The sequence below is a fragment of the Curvibacter sp. APW13 genome (assembly GCF_032337135.1).
Classification (GTDB): Bacteria; Pseudomonadota; Gammaproteobacteria; order Burkholderiales; family Burkholderiaceae_C; genus Allorhodoferax.
In genome coordinates, this window is sequence record NZ_JAVXZZ010000003.1 from 337404 (window position 1) to 358701 (window position 21298).

A 21298-nucleotide genomic window follows, 5' to 3' on the forward strand; every position below is an offset into this window, starting at 1 on the left:
AGTGGCGCCTAGGCCTTCTGGGCAAATGACCAGGCCATCTGGGCCAGGGGGCGGGCACCGGCGGCCGAGCTCACGGCCTGCGCGCTGGAGGCCGTGCCCGCTTCCACGCGCTTGGCAATGCCTTGCAGAATGGCGGCAATGCGGAACATGTTGTAGGCCATGTAGAAGTTCCAGTCAGCCAGCAGCTGTTCGGGCTGCGCCAGCTGGGTCTGGGCGCAATAGCGTTCGATGTAGGCTTCTTCGGTGGGTATGCCCAGCGCTTGCCAGTCCAGTCCGGCAATGCCGCGGAACGCCCCTGGAGGAATGTGCCAGGCCATGCAGTGGTAGCTAAAGTCGGCCAGCGGGTGGCCCAGGGTGGACAGTTCCCAGTCCAGGATGGCAATCACCCGCGGTTCCTGGGCGTCGAACATCAGGTTGTCCAGCCGGTAATCACCGTGCACGATGGAGACCATGCGGTCATCGCGCGCCATGGGGGGGATGTGTGCCGGCAGCCATTCCATGAGCTTGTCCATCTCAGGGATAGGCTGGGTGATGGAAGCCTGGTACTGCTTGCTCCAGCGGCCGATCTGGCGCTCGAAGTAGTTCCCGCTCTTGCCGTAGTCGGCCAGACCGATGGCGGCGAAATCCACCCGGTGCAGGGCCGAGATCACACGGTTCATCTCCCAGTAGATGTCGGCGCGTTGCTGCGTCGTCATATCGGGCAGCGACTGGTCCCACATGACGCGCCCGGCCATGAACTCCATGACGTAGAAGGCGCGGCCGATGACCGACTCGTCATCACACAGGCAGAGCATCCGCGGCACGGGTACGTCGGTCTGGCCCAGGCCACGCATGACCGCATACTCGCGTTCGATGGCGTGGGCGGAAGGCAGAAGCTTGGCCACGGGGCCGGGCTTGGCCCGCATGACATAGGTCTTGGCAGGTGTGATCAGCTTGTAGGTGGGGTTGGACTGGCCACCCTTGAACAGCTCAACCGTGAGCGGGCCGCCATAGCCCGGTAGGTTTGCCTCCAGCCAGCGCGAGAGTGCGTCACTGTCGAATTGGTGGGATGCAGGAACGGCACGCGTGCCAATGAAATGGTCGAAGTCAGACATGTGGGATGGACAGATGTGACAGGTGAATTCAGTTGTCCGCGTCGATCAGACGCATGAGGCGTTCACGGTCGCGGATGACCAGGCCACCGGGTTCGATGCGGATGATGTCTTCGCGCTCCATGGCCTTGAGCTCCTGGTTCACGCGCTGGCGCGATGCGCCCAGCAGTTGCGCCAGTTCCTCCTGTGCCAAGGTCAGTCCGATGCGGACCTCGTCCGGGTCGCTCAGCGAGGGCACTCCATAGCTGCGTGCCAGGTGGATGAGTTGTTTGGCAAGGCGTGCGCGCAGGGGCAGGGTGTTGAGGTCTTCCACCAGACCGTAGAGCTGGCGGATGCGTCGGGCGTTCAGGCGCAGCAACGCTTCGTACAGCTCGGTGTGCTGGGTCAGGATCTTCTTGAAGTCGGCCTTGGCCACGGCCAGGATGGTGGTGTCGCCATGGGCGTAGGCGTCGTGGGTGCGCCGGTCACCGTCGAAGATGGAGACGTCGCCGAACCAGATGCCGGGTTCGACATAGGTCAGGGTGATCTGCTTGCCGCTGATGGAGGTGGAACTGACCCGCACGGCGCCCTTGGCACAGGCGATCCACTCCTCTGGAGGTTCGCCACGGGCAGCGATCAGCGTGCCATCGGCATAGCGACGTACGTACGAGCAGCGCAGGATATCGTGACGCAGCGAGGGGGAAAGGGTCGAAAACCAGCGACCGGCATTGATTGCAGATCGTTCTTCGTTGGTGAGAATCGGGTCATCCATAGTCAATGTTTCACAAGGCCTTGCGCAGCAGTCGCTGCAAAGTGGTGGTTCCAGCGCGAATCAGTATGCAGGGCAAAGCCATTGTGCGCCAGTGCAGGCAGATCCGCTGTCGCATGGGTGCCTGATGACGCGGCCAAAAATGGGCTTGTCAGGTGCGTAACTGCGCCGAGGCATATGCGAGAATCGGCGCAGATATGAGCTCGGTGCGCAGATTGATCGGGGGTTGGTTCTCAGTGTTGGCAATGGTGGCCGGGTCGGCACATGCCTTGTCACTGGGGAAGTTGCGGGGCGCAGCGATCTTGGGCCAGCCTTTGGATATTTCAGTCGCGGTGCAGTTCGCTGCCGAAGACGACCCCGCGGCGCAGTGCGTCGGTGCCGACGTGCTCTTTGGCGATGCCATGGTCGAGGCGTCTGCTGTGGTGGTGCGCTTGCTGCCAGGTGCGCCGGGCGCAAGCAGCGTGTCGGTAACGGTGCGGCGACCTGTGGATGAGCCCGTGGTGACGGTCTACCTGCGTGCCGGGTGCAGAACCGCTGTGTCCCGCAAGTACGTCCTGCTCTCCGAGCTGGTGAGCGAAGCGCTGCCGCCGATCCGGACGCCAGACCCAGCCGCGATCGCGCTGCCGAAGCTGAGCCAACCCGCTCCCGCCGCCCCAGTGGCGAGCGTCAAAGCGCCGGAAAAGCGCACTCGGCCGGTGCGGGCTGAACCCACTCCATCCACTGCATCGGGCCAGGCATTTGCAGAGCCTTCAGGCGCCAATCCGGATACGTCGCAAGCGAGGTCGAAAAAAGCGCCTGTGTTGCGTGCGCCCGATGGCCACCGATTGGCAGAACAGCCGACCGTTGCGCAGCGCAGTGGGCCTCGACTCAAGCTCACACCGCTTGATCTTTCCAAGGACTGGGATCCCAGCCTGCGGTTTTCGAACGAACTCTCTGCATTGGCTGATGCGCCAGATACTGCCCAACGGGCGCAGGCGCAGGCTTTGTGGCGTGCCATCCAGGCCAGCCCGGAGGACATCCTGCGGGAGAGCGCACAACGCGTCGCGTTGGAGAAGGAGTTGTCCGAGCTCACGCGCATGAGTCAGGCCAACCAGCAGTCGATTGCCGAGTTGACACTGGCTTTGCGCAAGGCACAGGACGGACGCATGGCCAACCCGGCATTGTTTGTTCTGTTGGCCCTGCTGGTGGTATGCGGTGCAGTGTTGGCCGTGCGCATGCGCCGGCCGGATGGCGGGGGAGGCCCCTGGTGGATGGGGCGCGGCAACGAGGCCGCTGACAGTGGATTGCGCCCCGACCCGTTATCCAACCGCGACTGGGCGCCATCCTCAGCCCCCATTGCGCCCACTGGCACCGGGCCGGTTGAGCAGAATACGGCTAGCGCAGCTGCTGGGGTAGCGGCCGAAGCGGCTGCATCGACAGGCGTGGGGCCCGGTGGTGTGTCGGGGCCAGCGGCTTCCAAGCAGGCTGAGGTCTCGTTCCGACCTTCCGATTTCGCCAACAGCGTGACCGGTGCATTGCGATCCATCAATACCCAGGAAATGCTCGATGTGCGTCAGCAGGCAGAGTTTTTCCTGGCACTGGGTCAGCTCGATGAAGCGGCCAGCTTGCTGCAATCTGCCCTGAGTCATAGCAGCGAGTCCAATCCCCACATCTACCTGGATCTGCTCGCCCTGATGCATCGGCTGGGACGCAGGGACGAATACCAGAACGTGCGCGAGTCTTTCATGGCCCGGTATACGGGCTTGGTTCCGGCCTTTGGTGATTTCGAGCAGCCCAGCAGCGGCCTGCTGGATTACCCTGGGATCGCCCATGCGCTGGCCGAAGCTTGGCCGTCTCGGTATGCATTGGAGTACATCGAGCAATGCTTGGTTCGAGAGCCGGCAGACCCTGCGGACCACGGATTCGAATTGGAAGCCTTTCGCGAGTTGCTGCTGTTGCATGCCATGCTGGCACACATGCAACCCACGGCACCGGAGCCGGGGCGCAGCCGCCCGGCGTTCAGGTCGTTGCCGGCGAGCGAACGGCCTGTTGCAGGCGCGCTTCGTTCGGGAGGCCGCACCACGGTGACCACGCTGGACCTGGATTTGTCCTGAACCGTGTGCGAACCCGGTCTCGTCCGCTGTGGACGGGATCTATCGCAGTACCTGTAAGGCTCCGGGATTGACGATGTTGGTTGGCGTTCCGCGGATGAAGCTCACCACATTGTCAAACGCCGTGCTGAACATCGATTCATAGTTGTCCGCTTCGACGTAGCCGATGTGCGGTGTGCAGATGCAATTTTCCAATCGCAGCAGCGCATGTCCCTGCAGGATCGGTTCGTTCTCGAATACGTCCACCGCTGCCATTCCGGGGCGACCGCGGTTAAGCGCGGCGAGCAGGGCATCCGGCCCGATCAGGTCGGGGTGTGCGGTGTTGACCAGCATGGCGGTCGGCTTCATGGTGTTCAGCAATTCCTGACTGACGATGTGCCGGGTGCTTTCGCTCAGGCGCAGGTGCAGCGAGACCACGTCACAGTGGCCAAAGAATTCTTCGCAGCTGGAAGCAATCATGTGCCCGTCGGCCAGTGCCGCATTGCGCGACTCGGTGCTGCCCCAGACGTACACGCCCATGCCGAAGGCACGTGCATAGCCAGCAACCAAGCGGCCAACGCGGCCATAACCCCATACGCCCATGGACTTGCCACGCAAGGTCTGTCCAATTCCGAAATTGACCGGCATGGCACTCGACTTGAGACCTGCCTGCTGCCAGGCACCGTGCTTGAGGTTGCCGATGTACTGTGGCAGGCGCCGCATGGCCGCCATGGTCAGCGCCCAGGTCAGCTCGGCAACGGCTGTGGGGTCTTCCAGGCCCTCAGCCACGGCGATACCTTTCTGGGTGCAGGCCTGCACGTCAACGAAATCGCCCGTACGCCCGGTAAGGGCGATCAGCTTGAGCCGAGGCAGCTTGTCCAGCAACTGCCGGTTGATGTGGGTGCGTTCACGGTTGAGGACGATGACGTCAGCATCTTTCAACCGTACCGAGAGCTGTCCGATCCCCTTGACAGTATTGGTATACACCTTGGCCTGGTAGGCGTCCAACTTAGCAGCACAGTTCAGCTTGCGCACCGCATCTTGATAGTCGTCCAGAATGACAATGTTCATCCCCCGATTGTGCCCTGAACACAGTCGTGGACGGGGTGTCGACTCAGGCCGTTTCTAGGGCGGTCAATCGATCCAGTTCCGCACAGATCTCCGAAAACTTGCCCACCATGACCACGCGTCCCAAGGTACGTGCGCTGCCGTTGCTGGCAGTTTCCCATTCGATGATGCGGGTTGAAGGAGTGCGTGCAGCATGTGCGCGCGGTGCAACGCAGGTTCGAGCTGTGGGCAGGGAAGTGATGGTTCCGTTGCAGGCTGCAGTGGCCGTAACGGGCGCCGAAGAGATTCGAGGCAAGGCTGGGCGCTCCAAGCCTGGCCGACGGTGCCAATGCGCCATGCACAGGCGCAACCATTGGGAAAACAAGCGGGTCATGCGGGTAGTCCTGTCGGTTACATCAAGATGGTGTTGCGGATGAGGCCGACGGCGCGGCCTTCGATTTCGAACTGGTCACCGGGCATGACCACGATCGGGCGGTAGTCGGGGTTTTCGGGCAGGAGTTCGATCGAATCCTTGTTGCGTCGGTAGCGCTTGACCGTGACCTCTTCTCCCAGGCGCGCCACCACGATCTGCCCATTTTTGGCGTCCTTGCAGGTCTGCACGGCCAGCAGGTCGCCGTCCATGATGCCGGCGTCACGCATGGACATGCCACGCACGCGCAACAGGTAGTCGGGGCGGTGGGCGAACAAGCTGGCCTCTACGAAGTAGCTCTGGTCCACGTGCTCCTGCGCCAGAATGGGGGAGCCAGCGGCCACGCGACCCACCAGGGGGAGTGTCAACTGCGACAGGCCGGGAATCGGGAGGGAGAACTGCTTGAGCCGTGAGGTCTGCATCGAATGCAGTGCTGTGCCGGTAAGGCGGATACCGCGCGAGGTACCGCTCACGAGTTCGATCACACCCTTGCGCGCCAGGGCCTGCAGGTGCTCTTCCGCTGCGTTGGCAGAGCGAAAGCCCAGTTGCGAGGCAATTTCGGCGCGGGTAGGGGGGGAGCCGGTCTCGGCGATGGCGGACTGGATGAGTTCCAGGATTTCCTGCTGGCGCGCGGTAAGCTTGGGTGTGTCAGGCATCAATTTTGGCTCCTGTGGTTACTGTGAATTTAAACAGTAACTGTAATTCTATTCAGTATTTTCAAAAAGGCAAGCGCATGGTGGTGAAGCGGGAAATCGTGGTGCTGGGCATGGGTGGAACGATTGCGGGACGCGCCAGTCGGGCGAGTGACAACGTCGGCTATGTGGCTGGCGAAGTGCCCGTGGATGTGCTGGTGAACGAGTGCCTCGCGGGTAGCCTCGACCCCATGGCTTGGCAGGTGCTCTGCGAGCAGGTGGTTCAGAAAGACAGCAAGGACATGGTGTTCGACGATTGGGCCTTGCTGGCTCAGCGTGTGGCGCACCACCTGCGTCGCGCCGAGGTCGCAGGGGTAGTGGTTACCCACGGTACCGATACGCTGGAGGAAGGCGCGTATTTCCTGCACCTGACGATTCCGCAGGACCTGCAGCAGGCCAAACCGTTGGTGATGACCTGCGCCATGCGCCCCGCCAGTGCCCTGGCGCCTGATGGCCCGCAGAACCTGCGCGATGCGGTCGCTGCGGTGCAGGATGGCCGTGCCGCCGGGGTGGTGGTGGTCTGTGGAGGCGAAGTGCATGCGGCTACGCGGGTGCGCAAGACCCATACTTACAGCACGCGCGCGTTTGCTTCAGTCGGGGGAGGTGTGCTGGGCTATGTGGAAGAGGGATGTGTGCGCTGGTGTGATGCTTGCGCGACACTTCTGCCCGGCGCCGGCGCCCATGTACTGCCAGAGCGTCCCGCGCGGTGGCCACGGGTCGAGGTGCTGCTGTCCTATTCCGAGGCCAGTGCGGACCTCATTGACGCCCTGTTGGCCTACCAGGGACCGAACGGTGCGGTGGATGGGTTGGTGCTGGCAGCTACCGGCAACGGCACCGTGCATTCGGCACTGGAGCCAGCGTTGGGGAACGCACAGCGGCGCGGTGTGCGGGTGGCGTTGGTGTCGCGTTGTGCCGATGGTGCCCTGGTGGGGGCAGGGCTGGAAGGGCGCGCTTTCGCATTGGGTCAGGTGGTGTCACCATACCAGGCGCGCATCGCCCTAGTATTGCAGCTGCTCACGCCATCCAAGCCCTGAAATTCAGGTCAAATTGGCCTGTGTCCCGCGAATATATTGCGTTGACAGCTATTGAAAGAATAGCGACACCCTGGGCGGTTTCTATTTTTTCGGTGGGTTGGGGGCTGTTTGCCGCGCTTTCCAGGCCAGGAAGGCTTGGGGGTAGGCAGCGGAGAAGCGCTGCTGGTAGTGTTCGTACTCCTGCAGCAATCCCAACAGATAGGCGCTGTCGAGCAGCTTTTCCACCACGGCGGCTTCCGGTGAGAAGTGGAGCATCTTCAAGGCCAGTCCATGCACTTGGGCGGCGTTGTCGGGCGTGACTTCCATCAGGCCGAGGTCGGCAAAGTCAATCAGGTCCTGAAACCACACCGAAGAGCGGATCTGTGCCTGCGTTGCAGTGCGGTAGGCGCCTAGGCGCTGGGTGGCAGGCAGGTAGATCTGGCTGGCGCGGTAGTAGTCGGCAGCGACCAGGAGAACCAGTCCCAGCAGTGCCGTCATGCCAACCTGCACGCTGGTGCGTCGCAGTTCTGGGGTTGGGCCGGATCGGCCCACGCGTTCGTTGGATGGCCGGGTACGCCACAGCAGCCACACAGCACCCAGGGCACAGACCTGGAACGGTCCGTACCACCAGGGATACTCCAGCATGCTGTGCACTCCGATGGCAAGCAAGAGGCTCCAGGCCATCAGGCGTGTGGGGTGGCGTTCGTTCCAGGGGCGTGCGCGCACGATGCACCAAGCAGCCACTGCGCATGCCAGCAAGGTAGCCGGCAGGCCCAGTTCCACGGCAAGGTGCAGGGGCAGGTTGTGGGCATTGCTGAGCAATTCGCAGAATCGGGTCGAGTGGAACGGCGTCACAAAGTGGGCATAGTCCAGCTCGCCCCATCCCCATCCGGTCCACGGGCGCTGTCCGATGAGTTCGATCACGTTGGACCACAGGCTCAGGCGGCTCGCACAGACCTGAACGCCTTCCTGTGCCGTTTGGCGGGCCAGGATTCCCAGCGATGGCAGACCGCCCTGTAGCGATACCTGCAGGGATGGCAGCAAGGCCAGGCCATAACCGACCATTGCCCAACGCAGGGCCGTGCGCAGATTGTGAGGGGCCGAATGACCGGCCGCTCCACCACGGCCCAAGCATTCGGAAGCCAACCACAGCAGGGCCAGGCCGAGCAGTCCGGTGCGCGAAGCTGACAGGGAAAGGACGCCGCCCAGCGCCAGGGCGCCGATCAGTACTGTTGTGCGCCATGCTCGCCCGTGGCGCCCGGAATTGCCGTGCCGTTCCAGGATCCAGGCACTGGCTGCGAGTCCCAGGAGGGACAGCGTGGCGAACTGGTTGCGCTGATGCAGGAAGCCGTTCACATCGCCAGTGCCCACGTGGCGCCAGAGTTCATAGGCCTGGGCTAGGCCCTGTGCGGCATTGATCCAGGCGGCCAGCAGCAGGCTATAGGCGAGTGACTGTTCCAGGCGCACGCGCGGCTTGCTCTGCTGGCTGCACCACAGTGCCACCAGGCACAGGACAGCCCAACTCCAGAAGTCACGCAGCAATGCCAATGATCCCGCGACGAGCGGAAATACCAGCCAGGTACTGGTCAAGCCGATGACGGCAAACAGCAGGCCCAGGCGGGTGCCTGGCAGCATTTCATTGCGCGATGTCAAACGGCTATCGGTCAGCGAGGGGAGCATGGGGCACGGAACAAGCTGGTGGCGGCGCCACCGCCACCTGGGAGTGGTGCGCAAACCGGCGCTAATTGTCGCCGAGACGTTCGACCAGTTTGCGGTACCGTGACCGCTCAGGCTTGGGAAGCATTGCTTCGTATTCTCGCTTCAGGGTTTGCTGTGCGACTGAATTCGGTGGCAGGGCGTTCACGGCCGCCATGACGGCTTCCCCTGTTTCGCCGCGCGCGCAACTCACATAGACTGGGATAAGCACATCACTTTCTGCCAGTGGCAAGTAGACCACGGGTTTGACCTTGGGGTCGTGCTGGCGCAGCCATTCGACTTCCAAGGCATAGCCCAAGGTCAGATCAAAGCGTCCATGCTCCATCAGCTTGATCTGTGCAGGCAGCAAGGTGTCGCTACTGAAGCGCACGACCTGCTTGCTCAATTCGTTTTCGAGCAATTCATCCAGGGCAGTACCGAAGCGGCGCTTTTCCACCAGGCCCAGTGTCAGCGATGTGGAGGTCAGCAAACGTCTCAGACTGACCGGCTCCTGCTGCAAGGCGATGTTGCGCGCCACTGTATGCGGGTGAGTAATGAGCCGAACCGGCAACTGGTGCCCATAGGGCCGTCGGGCGAACAGCGCGTAGGCTTCGCGTTCGGGTGTTTTGAGTTGTGACAGGGTACACACCGGTTCGGCGGCCTGCATCAGCCCACTCATGCGCGCCACGCTCGCAAACTCCGTGCTGTGCCTGAACTGGGGCAGGTCGGATTGGAGTGCCCGCAGGTACTTGTCCCGCAGGCCAAGCTCCTGTTGGGTCCCCGCAACCATGTGGTAGGGCGGGAAGTCCAGCACCAGCCAACGTACCAAGGGGGGATCGGCGAGCGCTCCTCCCGCCAGTCCGATCCAGAGGAGTGCCGCGAGACAACTGGCGCGAAAGGAAAGAAACATGTCCGCCATGCTAGCGGAAATCGCTCACCGTGGCATGCGCGATTTCACCGAGGCGCAGCACGCCCGCTCCTCTAGGCAGGCCAAGGCTTTGCTAGAAGAAAGGGCGTGCCAGGAAATCGGTTCTGAGTTGATCGTGTTGTGCGATGGCCTGCTGGCGCACTCTTCCGGCGTCCCCGCCGTCATGAAGGTTCAAATCCTTGGCCAGGTGGGGGCTCAAGTTCACAAGGTCCAATGGCGTAGACGTCTCGGTGGCGGGGTGGCTTGGCACACCAAGCTTGGCTTGGGACGCCCGCAGGGGCCACCATTGCCGGATCTGGCTCAATACCAGATAGACGCCCTGGGGAGGTTTTGCGAACTGGGACATGGATGCGCTACGCATGGTCTTCCTTCATCAGGTGGTTTGATTGTTGGTAAGCATATTGATCCATTGAAGGTGTATAAAGCGCTTATTTCCGACCTTTGTGGTTAGCATTGCTTACCAATATGTCCAGAGTTCCCCTTCAGTTCTTGCCGACCTTCGTGGCAGTTGCCCGCGCGCCGAGTCTGCGTGCGGCGGCAGATCAACTGCATCTGACGCACAGCGCCATCAGCCAGCAGATTCGCTTGTTGGAAGAGCAATTGGGTTTTGCGTTGTTCGAACGAAGTGCTCGGCGCTTGTTGCTTACCGGCGCAGGGGCAAGCTTTCTTCGCACCGTCGAGCCGGCATTGGCGCAAATCCAGGCCGGTGCCCGGGTAGCGGCAGAACTGTCGCAAGGCACGGCCTACCATTTGCGTCTGACACTCCTGCCTTCATTTGCACAGCGCTGGCTGCTGCCGCGCATGGCGCGCTGGCGCCAGGAGCACCCCGACATCGCGTTGGATCTGCATACCTCGCTACAGGTGGCCGACCTCAAGCGCGAGGGTTTTCATGCTGCCCTGCGCCAGGGTACGGGCCCTTGGCGAGGCCTGGAAGGCACCCGCTTGGTCCAGTCCCCCTTGATCGTGGTGGCGGCCCCCCTGTTTGCAGAACGTCTGCTCGGACGCCCGCTTTCCGCTCTGCTGGACGAGCCGCTTCTTGGTGACAGTGAAAACTGGGAGCGTTGGTTTGCGCAAGCCGGACACCCCTGTCGTGTCCATCCCGTGGCCTCGTTCAATGACATGGGGCTGATGCTGCAGGCCGCCGAGCAAGGGATGGGCGTCACGCTTGGACGCCAGCTCATGGCTGCCGATGCATTGCGCGCAGGGCGCCTGGTGCAACTTTTCGAGACCGAAATGGTGGAAGACACGCGTAGCGCCTTGTGGCTGTTGCACCCCCCTGAACTGGTTGACTGGCCACCCTTGCAGGCCCTGCGCGCTTGGCTGGAGTCCGAATTTGCACTGACGGCGGCCTTGCAGACAGACCGGGTTCATCGCGACCCCTAGTGAACGGTTGTTCATCTGGACCCCGTCCGTGTTGGCTGGCGAGCAGCCTCGTTCACGGGTACGCCCCAGGTGACCCGGCTTCAACACTGAATAATTGCACCCGGGTACCCGAGGTCATGGGGCTGGTGCGGCTATAATGGGAGGCTTTTCAGCATCCAGCCCGCCCAAGCGCAGTACAAGCACCTTTCCCTCACAGAAGCACCCGCCAGGATTCGTCTTGCGCGCGTTTGGGCCCCACCGCAACCCATTCGGAGAAACCAGTGCTTTTGTCTCTCAAGGGAACTACCCCACCCGCCATTCTGGCGCTCGCAGACGGCACGGTCTATATTGGCAATTCCATCGGGGCCCCTGGCTCCACTGTCGGTGAAGTGGTCTTCAACACTTCCATGACCGGTTACCAGGAAATCCTGACCGACCCCAGCTACTGCCAGCAGATCGTTACGCTGACCTATCCCCATATCGGCAACTACGGTGTCAATGCCGAAGACGTGGAAGCCGACAAGGTCCACGCCGCCGGCCTCATCATCAAGGACCTGCCGTTGCTGGCGTCCAATTTCCGCCACAGCCAGACGCTGACGCAGTACCTGGTGGCAGAAGGTACGGTGGCCATCGCCAACATCGACACCCGCCAACTGACCCGCCAATTGCGCACCGGTGGCGCGCAGAATGGCTGCATCCTGGCGCTGGCTGCAGGCGAGTCGGTGACCAAAGAAGCCATCGACCAGGCCATTGCTGCAGCAAAGTCAGCTCCCAACATGTCGGGTCTGGACCTGGCCAAGGTGGTCACCAAGCCCCAAAGCTACAGCTGGACCGAGTCGGAGTGGGCCTTGGGCGAAGGCTATGGGCAGCAGACTGCTCCCCGCTTCCATGTTGTGGCCTATGACTTTGGTGTCAAGAAGAACATCCTGCGCATGCTGGCCCAGCGCGGCTGCAAGGTCACCGTGGTGCCGGCCCAGACACCGGCCTCCGATGTGCTCAAGTACCAACCCGATGGCGTGTTCCTGTCCAACGGCCCGGGCGACCCGCAGCCATGCGATTACGCGATCGCGGCCGCCAAGGAACTGATTGAAACCGGCATTCCCACCTTCGGCATCTGCCTGGGGCACCAGATCATGGCCCTGGCCTCTGGCGCCAAGACCTTCAAGATGAAGTTCGGCCACCATGGTGCGAATCACCCTGTCAAGGATCTGGACAATGGCCGTGTGAGCATCACCAGCCAGAACCACGGTTTTGCCGTCGACGAGAAGACCTTGCCCGCCAACCTGCGCGCCACGCATGTCAGCCTGTTTGACGGCACGTTGCAGGGCCTGGAGCGCACCGACAAGCCCGCGTTCTGCTTCCAGGGCCACCCCGAAGCGTCGCCCGGGCCGCACGACATTGGTTACCTGTTCGACCGCTTCATCGGTCTGATGGAAAAGCGCGCATGAGCTTTTACGGCGTGACGGATCTCTGGACCTACTTGCTGGGTGCGGTTGGCATCATTCTGTTGCCTGGCCCGAACTCGCTGTACGTCCTGTCTGTCGCTACCGCGCGTGGAGTGCGGGCGGGCTACCAGGGTGCCTTTGGCGTTTTCCTTGGTGACACCATCTTGCTGCTGCTGACGGCCTTGGGTGCTGCTGGTTTGCTGCGTACGCATCCGGCCCTGTTCCTGGTCGTCAAGTATGTCGGTGCCGCTTACCTGACCTGGGTCGGGCTGAACCTGATTCGTGCGGCCGTCCAGAAATGGCGTTCCAACTCGCCGGTGGTGGTGGACAGCCAGGCTGCGGTCAACGCAATGGTGGCCAACCTGCAGCAGCCGTTCAGGCGCGCACTGGTGATCAGCCTGCTCAACCCCAAGGCCATTTTGTTCCTGCTGTCCTTCTTCGTGCAGTTCATCGACCCGACCTATGACACGCCGGCGGTTCCCTTCCTCATCCTGGGCTCCATCATCATGGCCTTGAGTGCGCTGTACTTGTCTGCCCTGATCTTTGCGGGTGCGCGACTGGCCCAGGGCTTCAGCCAACGCAAGCGCTTGTCGGCGTCGCTGTCGAGTGCCGTGGGCGGTCTGTTTGTGTGGTTTGGTGCCAAGCTGGCCACCGCGAGTCTCAGTTGACCCGCATCTGAAATATCTGAAATTTAAAGAGTACCGAAAATGCCAAAACGTACCGACATCAAAAGCATCCTCATCATCGGCGCCGGCCCCATCGTCATCGGGCAGGCGTGCGAGTTTGACTACTCGGGCGTGCAGGCCTGCAAGGCCCTGCGTGAAGAAGGCTACAAGGTCATTCTGATCAACAGCAACCCGGCCACCATCATGACCGACCCGGCCACGGCCGATGTGACCTACATCGAGCCGATTACCTGGCAGACCGTCGAGAAGATCATTGCCAAAGAGCGTCCCGACGCCATCCTGCCGACCATGGGTGGTCAGACCGCGCTGAACTGCGCGCTGGATCTGTGGCACAACGGGGTACTGGACAAGTACACCGGCTCCACCACCGGCAAAGCCGTTGAACTGATTGGTGCCACGCCCGAAGCCATCGACAAGGCCGAAGATCGCCTGAAGTTCAAGGACGCCATGACCAAGATCGGTCTGGGTTCTGCGCGCTCCGGCATCGCCCACAGCATGGCCGAGGCTTGGGAGGTGCAAAAACGCGTCGGATTCCCCACCGTGATTCGCCCCAGCTTCACGCTCGGGGGCACCGGCGGTGGCATCGCCTACAACTCGGAAGAGTTCGAAACCATCTGCAAGCGTGGGCTGGAAGCCTCGCCTACCAACGAGCTGCTGATCGAAGAATCGCTCGTGGGTTGGAAAGAGTACGAGATGGAAGTGGTACGCGACAAGGCCGACAACTGCATCATCGTCTGTTCGATCGAGAACCTGGATCCCATGGGTGTGCACACCGGTGACTCCATCACCGTGGCGCCGGCCCAGACCCTGACGGACAAGGAATACCAGATCCTGCGTAATGCCTCGCTGGCCGTGCTGCGCGAGATCGGGGTGGATACCGGTGGCTCGAACGTGCAGTTCTCCATCAACCCCAAGGACGGTCGCATGATTGTCATCGAGATGAATCCGCGTGTGTCGCGCTCGTCTGCGCTGGCGTCCAAGGCCACGGGTTTCCCGATCGCCAAGGTGGCCGCCAAGCTGGCTGTGGGCTTCACCCTCGATGAACTGAAGAACGACATCACCGGCGGAGCCACTCCCGCCTCGTTCGAGCCCAGCATCGACTATGTGGTGACCAAGATCCCGCGTTTCGCGTTCGAGAAGTTCCCGACCGCCGACAGCCGCCTGACGACCCAGATGAAGTCCGTGGGTGAGGTGATGGCCATGGGCCGCACCTTCCAGGAGTCGTTCCAGAAAGCCTTGCGTGGCCTGGAAGTCGGCGTGGACGGCATGAATGAAAAGACCCAGGACCGTGAAGTGTTGGAGAAGGAACTGGGCGAGCCCGGTCCCGAGCGCATCTGGTACGTGGGCGACGCCTTTGCCCAGGGCATGAGCGTGGACGAAGTGCATGCCCTGACCAAGATCGACCCCTGGTTCCTGGTGCAGATCGAGCAGATCGTGAAGATCGAGCTCGAAATCGAGCGCTTGCCCCAGCCCGCCAGCGGTTCCACCCTCGACAAGATCGATGCCGCGACGCTGCGTTCGTTAAAGCAAAAGGGCTTCTCCGACCGCCGTCTGGCCAAGCAGTTCAAGACCACCGAAAAGGCCGTGCGCGAAAAGCGCCGTGCCCTGGGTGTGCGCCCGGTCTACAAGCGTGTCGATACCTGTGCGGCGGAGTTCTCCACCAATACCGCCTACATGTATTCGACCTATGAGGCCGACGGCGCTGAGTGCGAAGCCCAGCCCACCGACAAGAAGAAGATCATGGTGCTCGGCGGTGGCCCCAACCGCATCGGCCAGGGTATTGAGTTTGACTACTGCTGCGTACACGCGGCACTCGCCATGCGCGAGGATGGCTACGAGACCATCATGGTCAACTGCAACCCCGAGACCGTGTCCACCGACTACGACACCAGTGATCGCCTGTACTTCGAACCCCTCACGCTTGAAGACGTACTCGAAATCGTCGACAAGGAAAAGCCCGTCGGCGTGATCGTGCAGTACGGTGGCCAGACGCCGCTGAAGCTGGCGCTGGGCCTCGAAGCCAATGGCGTGCCCATCATCGGCACCAGCCCGGACATGATCGACGCGGCGGAAGACCGTGAGCGTTTCCAGAAGTTGCTGCATGACCTGGGTCTGCGCCAGCCACCCAACGCCACGGCCCGCACCGAAGCCGAGGCTCTGGAGAAGGCTGCTGCACTGGGTTACCCCTTGGTGGTGCGCCCAAGCTACGTGCTTGGTGGCCGCGCCATGGAAATCGTGCACGAGCAGCGCGACCTGGAGCGCTACATGCGCGAAGCCGTGAAGGTGAGCAACGACAGCCCCGTGTTGCTTGACCGCTTCCTGAATGACGCCATCGAGTGCGACGTGGACTGCATTCGCGACGCCACGGGAGCCACCTTTATTGGTGGTGTGATGGAACACATCGAGCAAGCGGGCGTGCACAGCGGTGACTCCGCGTGCTCACTGCCTCCCTATAGCCTGCGTGCAGAGACAGTGTCTGAACTCAAGCGCCAGTCTGCCGCGATGGCCGGCGCGCTGAATGTGGTGGGCCTCATGAACGTGCAGTTTGCCATTCAGCAGATCGACGGCAAGGACGTCATCTACGTCCTGGAAGTGAATCCCCGCGCCAGCCGTACGGTGCCCTACGTCTCCAAGGCCACGGGCGTCCAGTTGGCCAAGGTGGCGGCGCGCTGCATGGCGGGGCAGAGCCTGGCCAGCCAGGGCATCACCAAGGAAGTCACGCCACCGTACTTCAGCGTCAAGGAGGCGGTGTTCCCGTTCGTGAAGTTCCCGGGTGTGGATACCATCCTTGGCCCCGAGATGAAATCCACGGGTGAAGTGATGGGCGTGGGCAAGACCTTCGGGGAGGCTTTCGTGAAGTCCCAGCTCGGTGCGGGTGCCAAGCTGCCGCGCGGTGGCAAGGCCTTCATCTCGGTCAAGCCGACGGACAAGGCTCGTGCCGTGGAAGTGGCGCGTGGCCTCGTCGCCTTGGGCTTCGAGGTTATCGCTACCAAGGGGACGGCAGCCACCATTGCCGCAGCGGGTATTCCCTGTGCCGTGGTGAACAAGGTCACCGAAGGTCGCCCCAATATCGTGGACATGATCAAGAACGAGGAAATCGCCATGGTCATCAACACGGTGGAGGAGCGCCGCAACGCCATTGCCGATTCGCGTTACATCCGCACATCGGCCTTGCTGGGCCGCGTGACGACCTATACCACCATTGCTGGCGCCGAAGCGGCCGTGGAAGGCATGAAGTACATGGACAAGCTGGATGTCATTTCGGTGCAGGAAATGCACGCACAATTAGCTGCATAGTCAGCCTGATTCGCGGCATAATCCGCTTCCATTACCGCCGTGCGCTTGTGCGCACGGCGGTTTGCTTTTGTACCGGATCAAGTATTCATTGGAGTTGAGTTGTGGCTACGTTTCCCATTACCAAGCGCGGCGCGGAATTGCTGAAGGCGGAACTGCACCGCCTCAAGACCCAGGACCGTCCCAATGTCATCAATGCCATTGCCGAGGCGCGTGCCCAGGGCGACCTGAGTGAGAACGCCGACTATGACGCGGCCAAGGATCGCCAAGCCTTCGTGGAAGGGCGCATCCAGGAAATCGAAGGCAAGTTGTCGATTGCCCAGGTCATCGATCCAGCCGACCTCAAGGCCGACGGACGCGTGGTGTTTGGCGCCACCGTGGAATTGGAAGATGAGGAGTCGGGTGACAAAGTGGTGTACCAGATCGTTGGTGAGGATGAAGCCGACATCAAGCTGGGCCGCGTCAACATCAGCAGCCCCATTGCCCGTGCCCTGATCGGGAAGTCGGAAGGTGATTCCGCCGATGTGCAGGCCCCAGGTGGAGTCAAGACCTACGAAATCATTGCAGTGTCTTACGTCTGAGGCGCAATCAACCTGCATGAAAAAAGGGGCCGCTGGCCCCTTTGTTGTCAGTCCACGCGGGACGAGACCTGGTTTTCAGGTTTGGCTGCGCTTCTTGACGCTGGGCTTGTTGGCACGCACCTTGGCGCGCTTGATGTTGCCACCGGCGGTCAACCGTTGGTTGCCCAATACGCGCAATGTCTTGACTTCGGGACGCTGGCCGGGTTTTTTCGAGAACTTCAGTACCTTCACGTCCCGCGGGCCGGGCTTGCGGTCTTCGTCGATGGCGCGGGCTTTCTCGGGGATCGGGCGCCATAGCACGAGCAGCTTGCCGATGTGCTGGATCGGGGCGGCTCCCAGCTCATCCGAGAGGGATTGAAGCATCTGCTCGCGCTCTGCGCGGTCGTCGTTGAAGACACGGATCTTGATGAGGCCATGGGCCTTGAGCGCTGCGTCGATTTCCTTTTTGACGTTGGCGGTGAGCCCATCGGATCCAATCATGACGACGGGATCGAGATGGTGCGCTTCGGCGCGGTGTTCCTTGCGCTGGGCAGGGGTAAGTTGTATTTGAGCCATGGGGGTATTATGGCTTGTCACGGAAAACTGTATGAAATCCAAACCGGGTAGCGGCAAAGTCAACAAGGCGTGGTTGCATGATCACCTCAACGATCCTTACGTCAAGCAGGCGCAAAAGGATGGCTACAGGGCGCGTGCTGCCTACAAGCTCAAGGAGATCGATGAAACTTTCGGCTTGATCCACCCGGGCGATACCGTGGTTGACCTGGGCTGTGCGCCGGGTGCCTGGAGCCAGTATGTGCGGCGCCGGCTGGCGCCCCAGGGTGCTGCGGTGGGGGCCTTGAACGGGGTGATCGTTGGCTTGGATCTCCTGCCCATGGAGCCGATCGAGGGGGTAGATTTCATCCAAGGCGACTTCCGGGAGGATGCTGTACTGGCGCAGTTGGAGGCCGCACTGGACGGGAAGGTGGTCGATGTCGTGGTCTCGGACATGGCGCCCAATCTGTCGGGCATTTCCTCCGCCGACGCGGCGCGGATGGAGCACCTGATCGAGCTCGCCGTGGCCTTTGCCACGGAACATCTCAAGCCCCAGGGTGCCCTGGTGGCCAAGGTGTTCCATGGTCCCGGCTACAACACCGTGTTTGGCTACTTCAAGCAAGCCTTTCAGACCGTCAAGGTGCACAAGCCCAAGGCATCGCGAGACCGATCGTCGGAAACCTTTCTGATCGGTTGGGGCCTGAAATAGTGGTTTAGCCCTTTGCCACTTATGGCTGTGGACGCCAGATTTCCGGTTTGTCAAGCTTGAAAGGCCTAAAATGGTGACCATATCCGTGGTGCGTGGGTCATTACGTCTTGTCTGGAGCTTGTCTTGAACAATCAGTGGTTTTCGAAAATTGCGGTGTGGCTGGTCGTCGCTTTGGTACTGTTTACGGTATTCAAGCAGTTTGACCCCCAGGGCGGCTCCAGTGCGGGAACGATCGGGTATTCCGACTTCCTGGAAGAGGTGCGCAACAAGCACATCAAGAGTGCGGTGATCCAGGAAGGAAACGGCGGCACGGAAATCGTGGCCATCACCACTGAAGACCGCAAGGTGCGCACGACGGCCACCTATCTGGATCGTGGTCTGGTGGGTGACCTGATCAACAACGGCGTCAAGTTCGACGTCAAGCCGCGCGAAGAAGGCTCTTTGCTCATGACCCTGCTGGTCAGCTGGGGGCCCATGCTGTTGCTTATCGGGGTGTGGATCTATTTCATGCGCCAGATGCAGGGCGGTGGCAAAGGCGGCGCTTTCAGTTTTGGCAAGAGCAAGGCCCGGTTGCTGGATGAAAGCGCCAATCCCGTGACCTTTGCCGACGTTGCCGGATGTGACGAAGCCAAGGAAGAAGTAAAGGAGGTGGTGGACTTCCTGAAGGACCCCAGCAAATTCCAGAAGCTCGGCGGCCGCATTCCACGTGGTCTGCTGCTGGTGGGGCCTCCTGGCACCGGCAAGACCCTGCTGGCGAAGTCCATTGCCGGTGAAGCCAAGGTGCCATTCTTCAGCATTTCGGGCTCTGACTTCGTGGAGATGTTCGTGGGTGTCGGTGCCAGCCGTGTGCGCGACATGTTCGAGAACGCCAAGAAAAACGCGCCTTGCATCATCTTCATCGACGAAATCGACGCCGTCGGTCGCCAGCGCGGCGCGGGTCTGGGTGGTGGCAATGACGAACGCGAGCAAACGCTGAACCAGATGCTGGTCGAGATGGACGGTTTCGAGACCAATCTGGGTGTGATCGTGGTGGCGGCCACCAACCGCCCCGACATTCTCGATGCCGCCTTGCTGCGTCCCGGGCGCTTCGATCGCCAGGTTTATGTGACCCTGCCGGACATCCGTGGCCGCGAGCAGATCCTGAACGTGCACATGCGCAAGATTCCGGTTGGGCAGGACGTCAGCCCCAGCGTGATTGCCCGTGGAACACCCGGCATGAGCGGTGCCGATCTGGCCAACCTGTGCAACGAAGCCGCCCTGATGGCTGCGCGTCGCAACGCCCGCGTGGTGGAAATGCAGGACTTCGAGAAGGCCAAGGACAAGATCCTCATGGGCCCCGAGCGCAAGAGCATGGTCATGCCCGAAGAGGAACGCCGCAACACGGCCTACCACGAGGCCGGCCACGCGCTGATCGGCAAGCTTTTGCCCAAGTGTGACCCGGTGCACAAGGTCACCATCATTCCCCGTGGCCGTGCGCTGGGTGTGACCATGAGTTTGCCCGCCCAGGATCGTTACAGCTACGACAAGGACTACATGCTCAACCAGATCAGCATGCTGTTCGGGGGGCGTATCGCCGAAGAGGTGTTCATGAAGCAGATGACCACCGGTGCCAGCAACGACTTCGAGCGCGCAACGTCCATCGCCCGCGACATGGTCATGCGCTACGGCATGACCGATGCACTCGGGCCGATGGTATACGCCGAGAACGAAGGCGAAGTGTTTTTGGGGCGCAGCGTCACCAAGACCACCCACATGAGCGAGCAGACCATGCAGAAGGTGGACGCCGAAGTGCGCCGCATCATCGACGAGCAGTACAAGCTGGCACGTGACCTGATCGAAGAGCACAGCGACAAGATGCACGCCATGGCCAAGGCGTTGCTGGAGTGGGAAACCATCGATGGAGATCAGCTTGATGACATCATGGCTGGCAAGGATCCGCGACCACCCAAGGACGGTGTCCTGAAGGCGCCGAACTCGGGCGGCGGTGGCGCACCGACGGTCGGCCCCACGCCGACACCCACGGTTGCGTAATCGTTCACAAATTGCCAATGACGGAGTCTTCGGACTCCGTTTTTCTTTGTACCATCGACCACACCATGATCTGGACCACTTCGCGTTTTTCCATCGATCTCGCGCAACCGCGTGTGATGGGTATCGTCAACGTGACGCCGGATTCGTTTTCGGATGGTGGCCAGTTTGCCAGCACGTCTGCGGCCCTTCAGCATTGTGAAGACCTGGTGGCCCAAGGGGCTGACATTCTGGACATTGGCGGTGAGTCCACCCGGCCGAATGCGCAAGCAGTACCACTCGCAGAGGAACTGGCACGCGTTGTGCCGGTGATCCGCCACGCGGTCACCCTGGGTGTTCCGGTTTCGGTCGATACCTACAAACCAGCGGTGATGCAGGCGGCGTTGGACCTCGGGGCGGACATCGTCAACGACATATGGGCCTTGCGATGGCAGGGGGAGGACGGGTTACGAGGCGACGAGGTGGTTGTGCGGCATGGTCGCTGCGGCGTTTGCCTGACGCACATGCACCGCGAGCCGGCCACCATGCAGGTGGCACCGATGGAAGGCGATGTGGTGCCCCAGGTGCTATCGTTTTTGAAGCTGCACGCGCAGCATTTGCATGGGTTGGGTGTCGATTTGTCACGCATCGTGGTCGACCCGGGGATTGGGTTCGGCAAGACGGTGGAACAGAATTTCCGTCTGCTGGCCCGACAGGAAGAGCTGCTGCATCTCGGCTATGCCGTGTTGGCGGGGTGGTCGCGCAAGTCGTCGCTGGCGGCGGTGACGCAGACATCGCTGAGTCAGGCAGCAATGCTGGATCGGCAGGATCGCATGGTTCCCAGCGTGGCGGCCGCTCTGCTTGCCGTGGAACGTGGCGCCCGCATCGTGCGGGTACACGATGTGAAAGAGACCGTGCAGGCCCTCAAGGTATGGCGTGCCATGCAAGGCGCCTGCAGCAACGAATAGGA

At 61.7% G+C, this 21298-nt stretch carries 19 protein-coding genes; 11 read left to right on the plus strand and 8 right to left on the minus strand.

Features of this window, described 5'->3' with window-relative positions; genetic code table 11:
• Positions 1-8: 8 nt before the first annotated feature.
• Positions 9-1094 (minus strand): phosphotransferase, encoded by a 1086-nt coding sequence (locus RQP54_RS14915; RefSeq protein WP_315679170.1) that lies wholly within the window; start codon positions 1092-1094, stop codon positions 9-11.
• A 28-nt stretch (positions 1095-1122) separates the two neighbouring features.
• Positions 1123-1842, minus strand: a complete 720-nt coding sequence (locus RQP54_RS14920; RefSeq protein ID WP_315679171.1) for a Crp/Fnr family transcriptional regulator — start codon at positions 1840-1842, stop codon at positions 1123-1125.
• Between the two features lie 311 nt (positions 1843-2153).
• On the opposite strand from RQP54_RS14920, the gene RQP54_RS14925 reads away from it, so the two are divergent.
• Complete coding sequence (locus RQP54_RS14925; RefSeq protein WP_315679172.1) at positions 2154-3932, plus strand: hypothetical protein; 1779 nt, start codon at positions 2154-2156, stop codon at positions 3930-3932.
• A 39-nt stretch (positions 3933-3971) separates the two neighbouring features.
• Here the strand turns inward: RQP54_RS14925 and RQP54_RS14930 are convergent, their stop codons facing one another.
• The 3 genes from RQP54_RS14930 to lexA are packed head-to-tail and all read right to left on the minus strand — an operon-like array spanning position 3972 to position 6041.
• On the minus strand, positions 3972-4979 hold the full coding sequence (locus RQP54_RS14930) for a D-2-hydroxyacid dehydrogenase family protein (protein WP_315679173.1): 1008 nt from the start codon (positions 4977-4979) through the stop codon (positions 3972-3974).
• A 43-nt stretch (positions 4980-5022) separates the two neighbouring features.
• Positions 5023-5349: a hypothetical protein gene (locus RQP54_RS14935; protein ID WP_315679174.1), complete on the minus strand. Its 327-nt coding sequence runs from the start codon at positions 5347-5349 to the stop codon at positions 5023-5025.
• Between the two features lie 17 nt (positions 5350-5366).
• On the minus strand, positions 5367-6041 hold the full coding sequence (lexA, locus tag RQP54_RS14940; protein ID WP_315679175.1) for a transcriptional repressor LexA: 675 nt from the start codon (positions 6039-6041) through the stop codon (positions 5367-5369).
• Positions 6042-6118: 77 nt separating this feature from the next.
• Here lexA and RQP54_RS14945 point away from each other — a divergent pair, with 77 nt between their 5' ends.
• On the plus strand, positions 6119-7111 hold the full coding sequence (locus RQP54_RS14945) for an asparaginase (protein WP_315679176.1): 993 nt from the start codon (positions 6119-6121) through the stop codon (positions 7109-7111).
• Positions 7112-7192: 81 nt separating this feature from the next.
• Here the strand turns inward: RQP54_RS14945 and RQP54_RS14950 are convergent, their stop codons facing one another.
• Entirely contained in the window at positions 7193-8725 is a 1533-nt protein-coding gene (locus RQP54_RS14950; protein ID WP_315679177.1) for a PglL family O-oligosaccharyltransferase, read from the minus strand.
• 106 nt (positions 8726-8831) lie between these two features.
• On the minus strand, positions 8832-9695 hold the full coding sequence (locus tag RQP54_RS14955; protein WP_315679178.1) for a TIGR02285 family protein: 864 nt from the start codon (positions 9693-9695) through the stop codon (positions 8832-8834).
• Here RQP54_RS14955 and RQP54_RS14960 point away from each other — a divergent pair.
• The 6 genes from RQP54_RS14960 (at position 9694) to greA (ending at position 17081) form a co-directional block, all read left to right on the plus strand.
• Positions 9694-10164 carry a hypothetical protein gene (locus RQP54_RS14960; RefSeq protein ID WP_315679179.1) on the plus strand — a complete coding sequence of 157 codons (471 nt, stop codon included), beginning with the start codon at positions 9694-9696 and terminating at the stop codon, positions 10162-10164. The two genes, RQP54_RS14955 and RQP54_RS14960, sit on opposite strands and share 2 nt — an antisense overlap.
• Before the next feature lie 2 nt (positions 10165-10166).
• Complete coding sequence (locus RQP54_RS14965; RefSeq protein WP_409997579.1) at positions 10167-11096, plus strand: LysR substrate-binding domain-containing protein; 930 nt, start codon at positions 10167-10169, stop codon at positions 11094-11096.
• Between the two features lie 260 nt (positions 11097-11356).
• Entirely contained in the window at positions 11357-12523 is a 1167-nt protein-coding gene (carA, locus tag RQP54_RS14970) for a glutamine-hydrolyzing carbamoyl-phosphate synthase small subunit (protein WP_315679181.1), read from the plus strand.
• Positions 12520-13188, plus strand: coding sequence for a leucine efflux protein LeuE (leuE, locus tag RQP54_RS14975; protein ID WP_315679182.1), 669 nt, complete (start codon positions 12520-12522; stop codon positions 13186-13188). The genes carA and leuE overlap by 4 nt, the downstream gene beginning before the upstream one ends.
• Positions 13189-13227: 39 nt before the next feature.
• Positions 13228-16503: a carbamoyl-phosphate synthase large subunit gene (carB, locus tag RQP54_RS14980; RefSeq protein ID WP_315679183.1), complete on the plus strand. Its 3276-nt coding sequence runs from the start codon at positions 13228-13230 to the stop codon at positions 16501-16503.
• A gap of 101 nt (positions 16504-16604) precedes the next feature.
• Positions 16605-17081, plus strand: coding sequence for a transcription elongation factor GreA (gene greA, locus RQP54_RS14985; RefSeq protein WP_315679184.1), 477 nt, complete (start codon positions 16605-16607; stop codon positions 17079-17081).
• A gap of 75 nt (positions 17082-17156) precedes the next feature.
• Here the strand turns inward: greA and RQP54_RS14990 are convergent, their stop codons facing one another.
• The gene (locus RQP54_RS14990) at positions 17157-17636 is read right to left on the minus strand and encodes a YhbY family RNA-binding protein (protein ID WP_315679185.1); all 480 of its coding nucleotides are present in this window, start codon (positions 17634-17636) and stop codon (positions 17157-17159) included.
• Positions 17637-17667: 31 nt separating this feature from the next.
• On the opposite strand from RQP54_RS14990, the gene RQP54_RS14995 reads away from it, so the two are divergent.
• The 3 genes from RQP54_RS14995 (at position 17668) to folP (ending at position 21296) form a co-directional block, all read left to right on the plus strand.
• Complete coding sequence (locus RQP54_RS14995; RefSeq protein WP_315679186.1) at positions 17668-18321, plus strand: RlmE family RNA methyltransferase; 654 nt, start codon at positions 17668-17670, stop codon at positions 18319-18321.
• Between the two features lie 123 nt (positions 18322-18444).
• On the plus strand, positions 18445-20352 hold the full coding sequence (gene ftsH, locus RQP54_RS15000; protein WP_315679187.1) for an ATP-dependent zinc metalloprotease FtsH: 1908 nt from the start codon (positions 18445-18447) through the stop codon (positions 20350-20352).
• A gap of 65 nt (positions 20353-20417) precedes the next feature.
• The gene (gene folP, locus RQP54_RS15005; protein ID WP_315679188.1) at positions 20418-21296 is read left to right on the plus strand and encodes a dihydropteroate synthase; all 879 of its coding nucleotides are present in this window, start codon (positions 20418-20420) and stop codon (positions 21294-21296) included.
• Positions 21297-21298 lie beyond the last annotated feature (2 nt).

Bases quoted from the DNA above. Each gene is read 5' to 3' on its own strand.
- folP (WP_315679188.1), top strand. From the start codon at position 20,418: ATGATCTGGACCACTTCGCGTTTTTCCATCGATCTCGCGCAACCGCGT.
- RQP54_RS14955 (WP_315679178.1), bottom strand. From the start codon at position 9,695: ATGTTTCTTTCCTTTCGCGCCAGTTGTCTCGCGGCACTCCTCTGGATC.
- leuE (WP_315679182.1), top strand. From the start codon at position 12,520: ATGAGCTTTTACGGCGTGACGGATCTCTGGACCTACTTGCTGGGTGCG.
- RQP54_RS14960 (WP_315679179.1), top strand. From the start codon at position 9,694: ATGTCCGCCATGCTAGCGGAAATCGCTCACCGTGGCATGCGCGATTTC.
- RQP54_RS14915 (WP_315679170.1), bottom strand. From the start codon at position 1,094: ATGTCTGACTTCGACCATTTCATTGGCACGCGTGCCGTTCCTGCATCC.
- lexA (WP_315679175.1), bottom strand. From the start codon at position 6,041: ATGCCTGACACACCCAAGCTTACCGCGCGCCAGCAGGAAATCCTGGAA.
- carB (WP_315679183.1), top strand. From the start codon at position 13,228: ATGCCAAAACGTACCGACATCAAAAGCATCCTCATCATCGGCGCCGGC.
- RQP54_RS14990 (WP_315679185.1), bottom strand. From the start codon at position 17,636: ATGGCTCAAATACAACTTACCCCTGCCCAGCGCAAGGAACACCGCGCC.
- RQP54_RS14920 (WP_315679171.1), bottom strand. From the start codon at position 1,842: ATGGATGACCCGATTCTCACCAACGAAGAACGATCTGCAATCAATGCC.
- RQP54_RS14995 (WP_315679186.1), top strand. From the start codon at position 17,668: ATGAAATCCAAACCGGGTAGCGGCAAAGTCAACAAGGCGTGGTTGCAT.
- RQP54_RS14950 (WP_315679177.1), bottom strand. From the start codon at position 8,725: ATGCTGCCAGGCACCCGCCTGGGCCTGCTGTTTGCCGTCATCGGCTTG.
- RQP54_RS14935 (WP_315679174.1), bottom strand. From the start codon at position 5,349: ATGACCCGCTTGTTTTCCCAATGGTTGCGCCTGTGCATGGCGCATTGG.
- RQP54_RS14930 (WP_315679173.1), bottom strand. From the start codon at position 4,979: ATGAACATTGTCATTCTGGACGACTATCAAGATGCGGTGCGCAAGCTG.
- RQP54_RS14945 (WP_315679176.1), top strand. From the start codon at position 6,119: ATGGTGGTGAAGCGGGAAATCGTGGTGCTGGGCATGGGTGGAACGATT.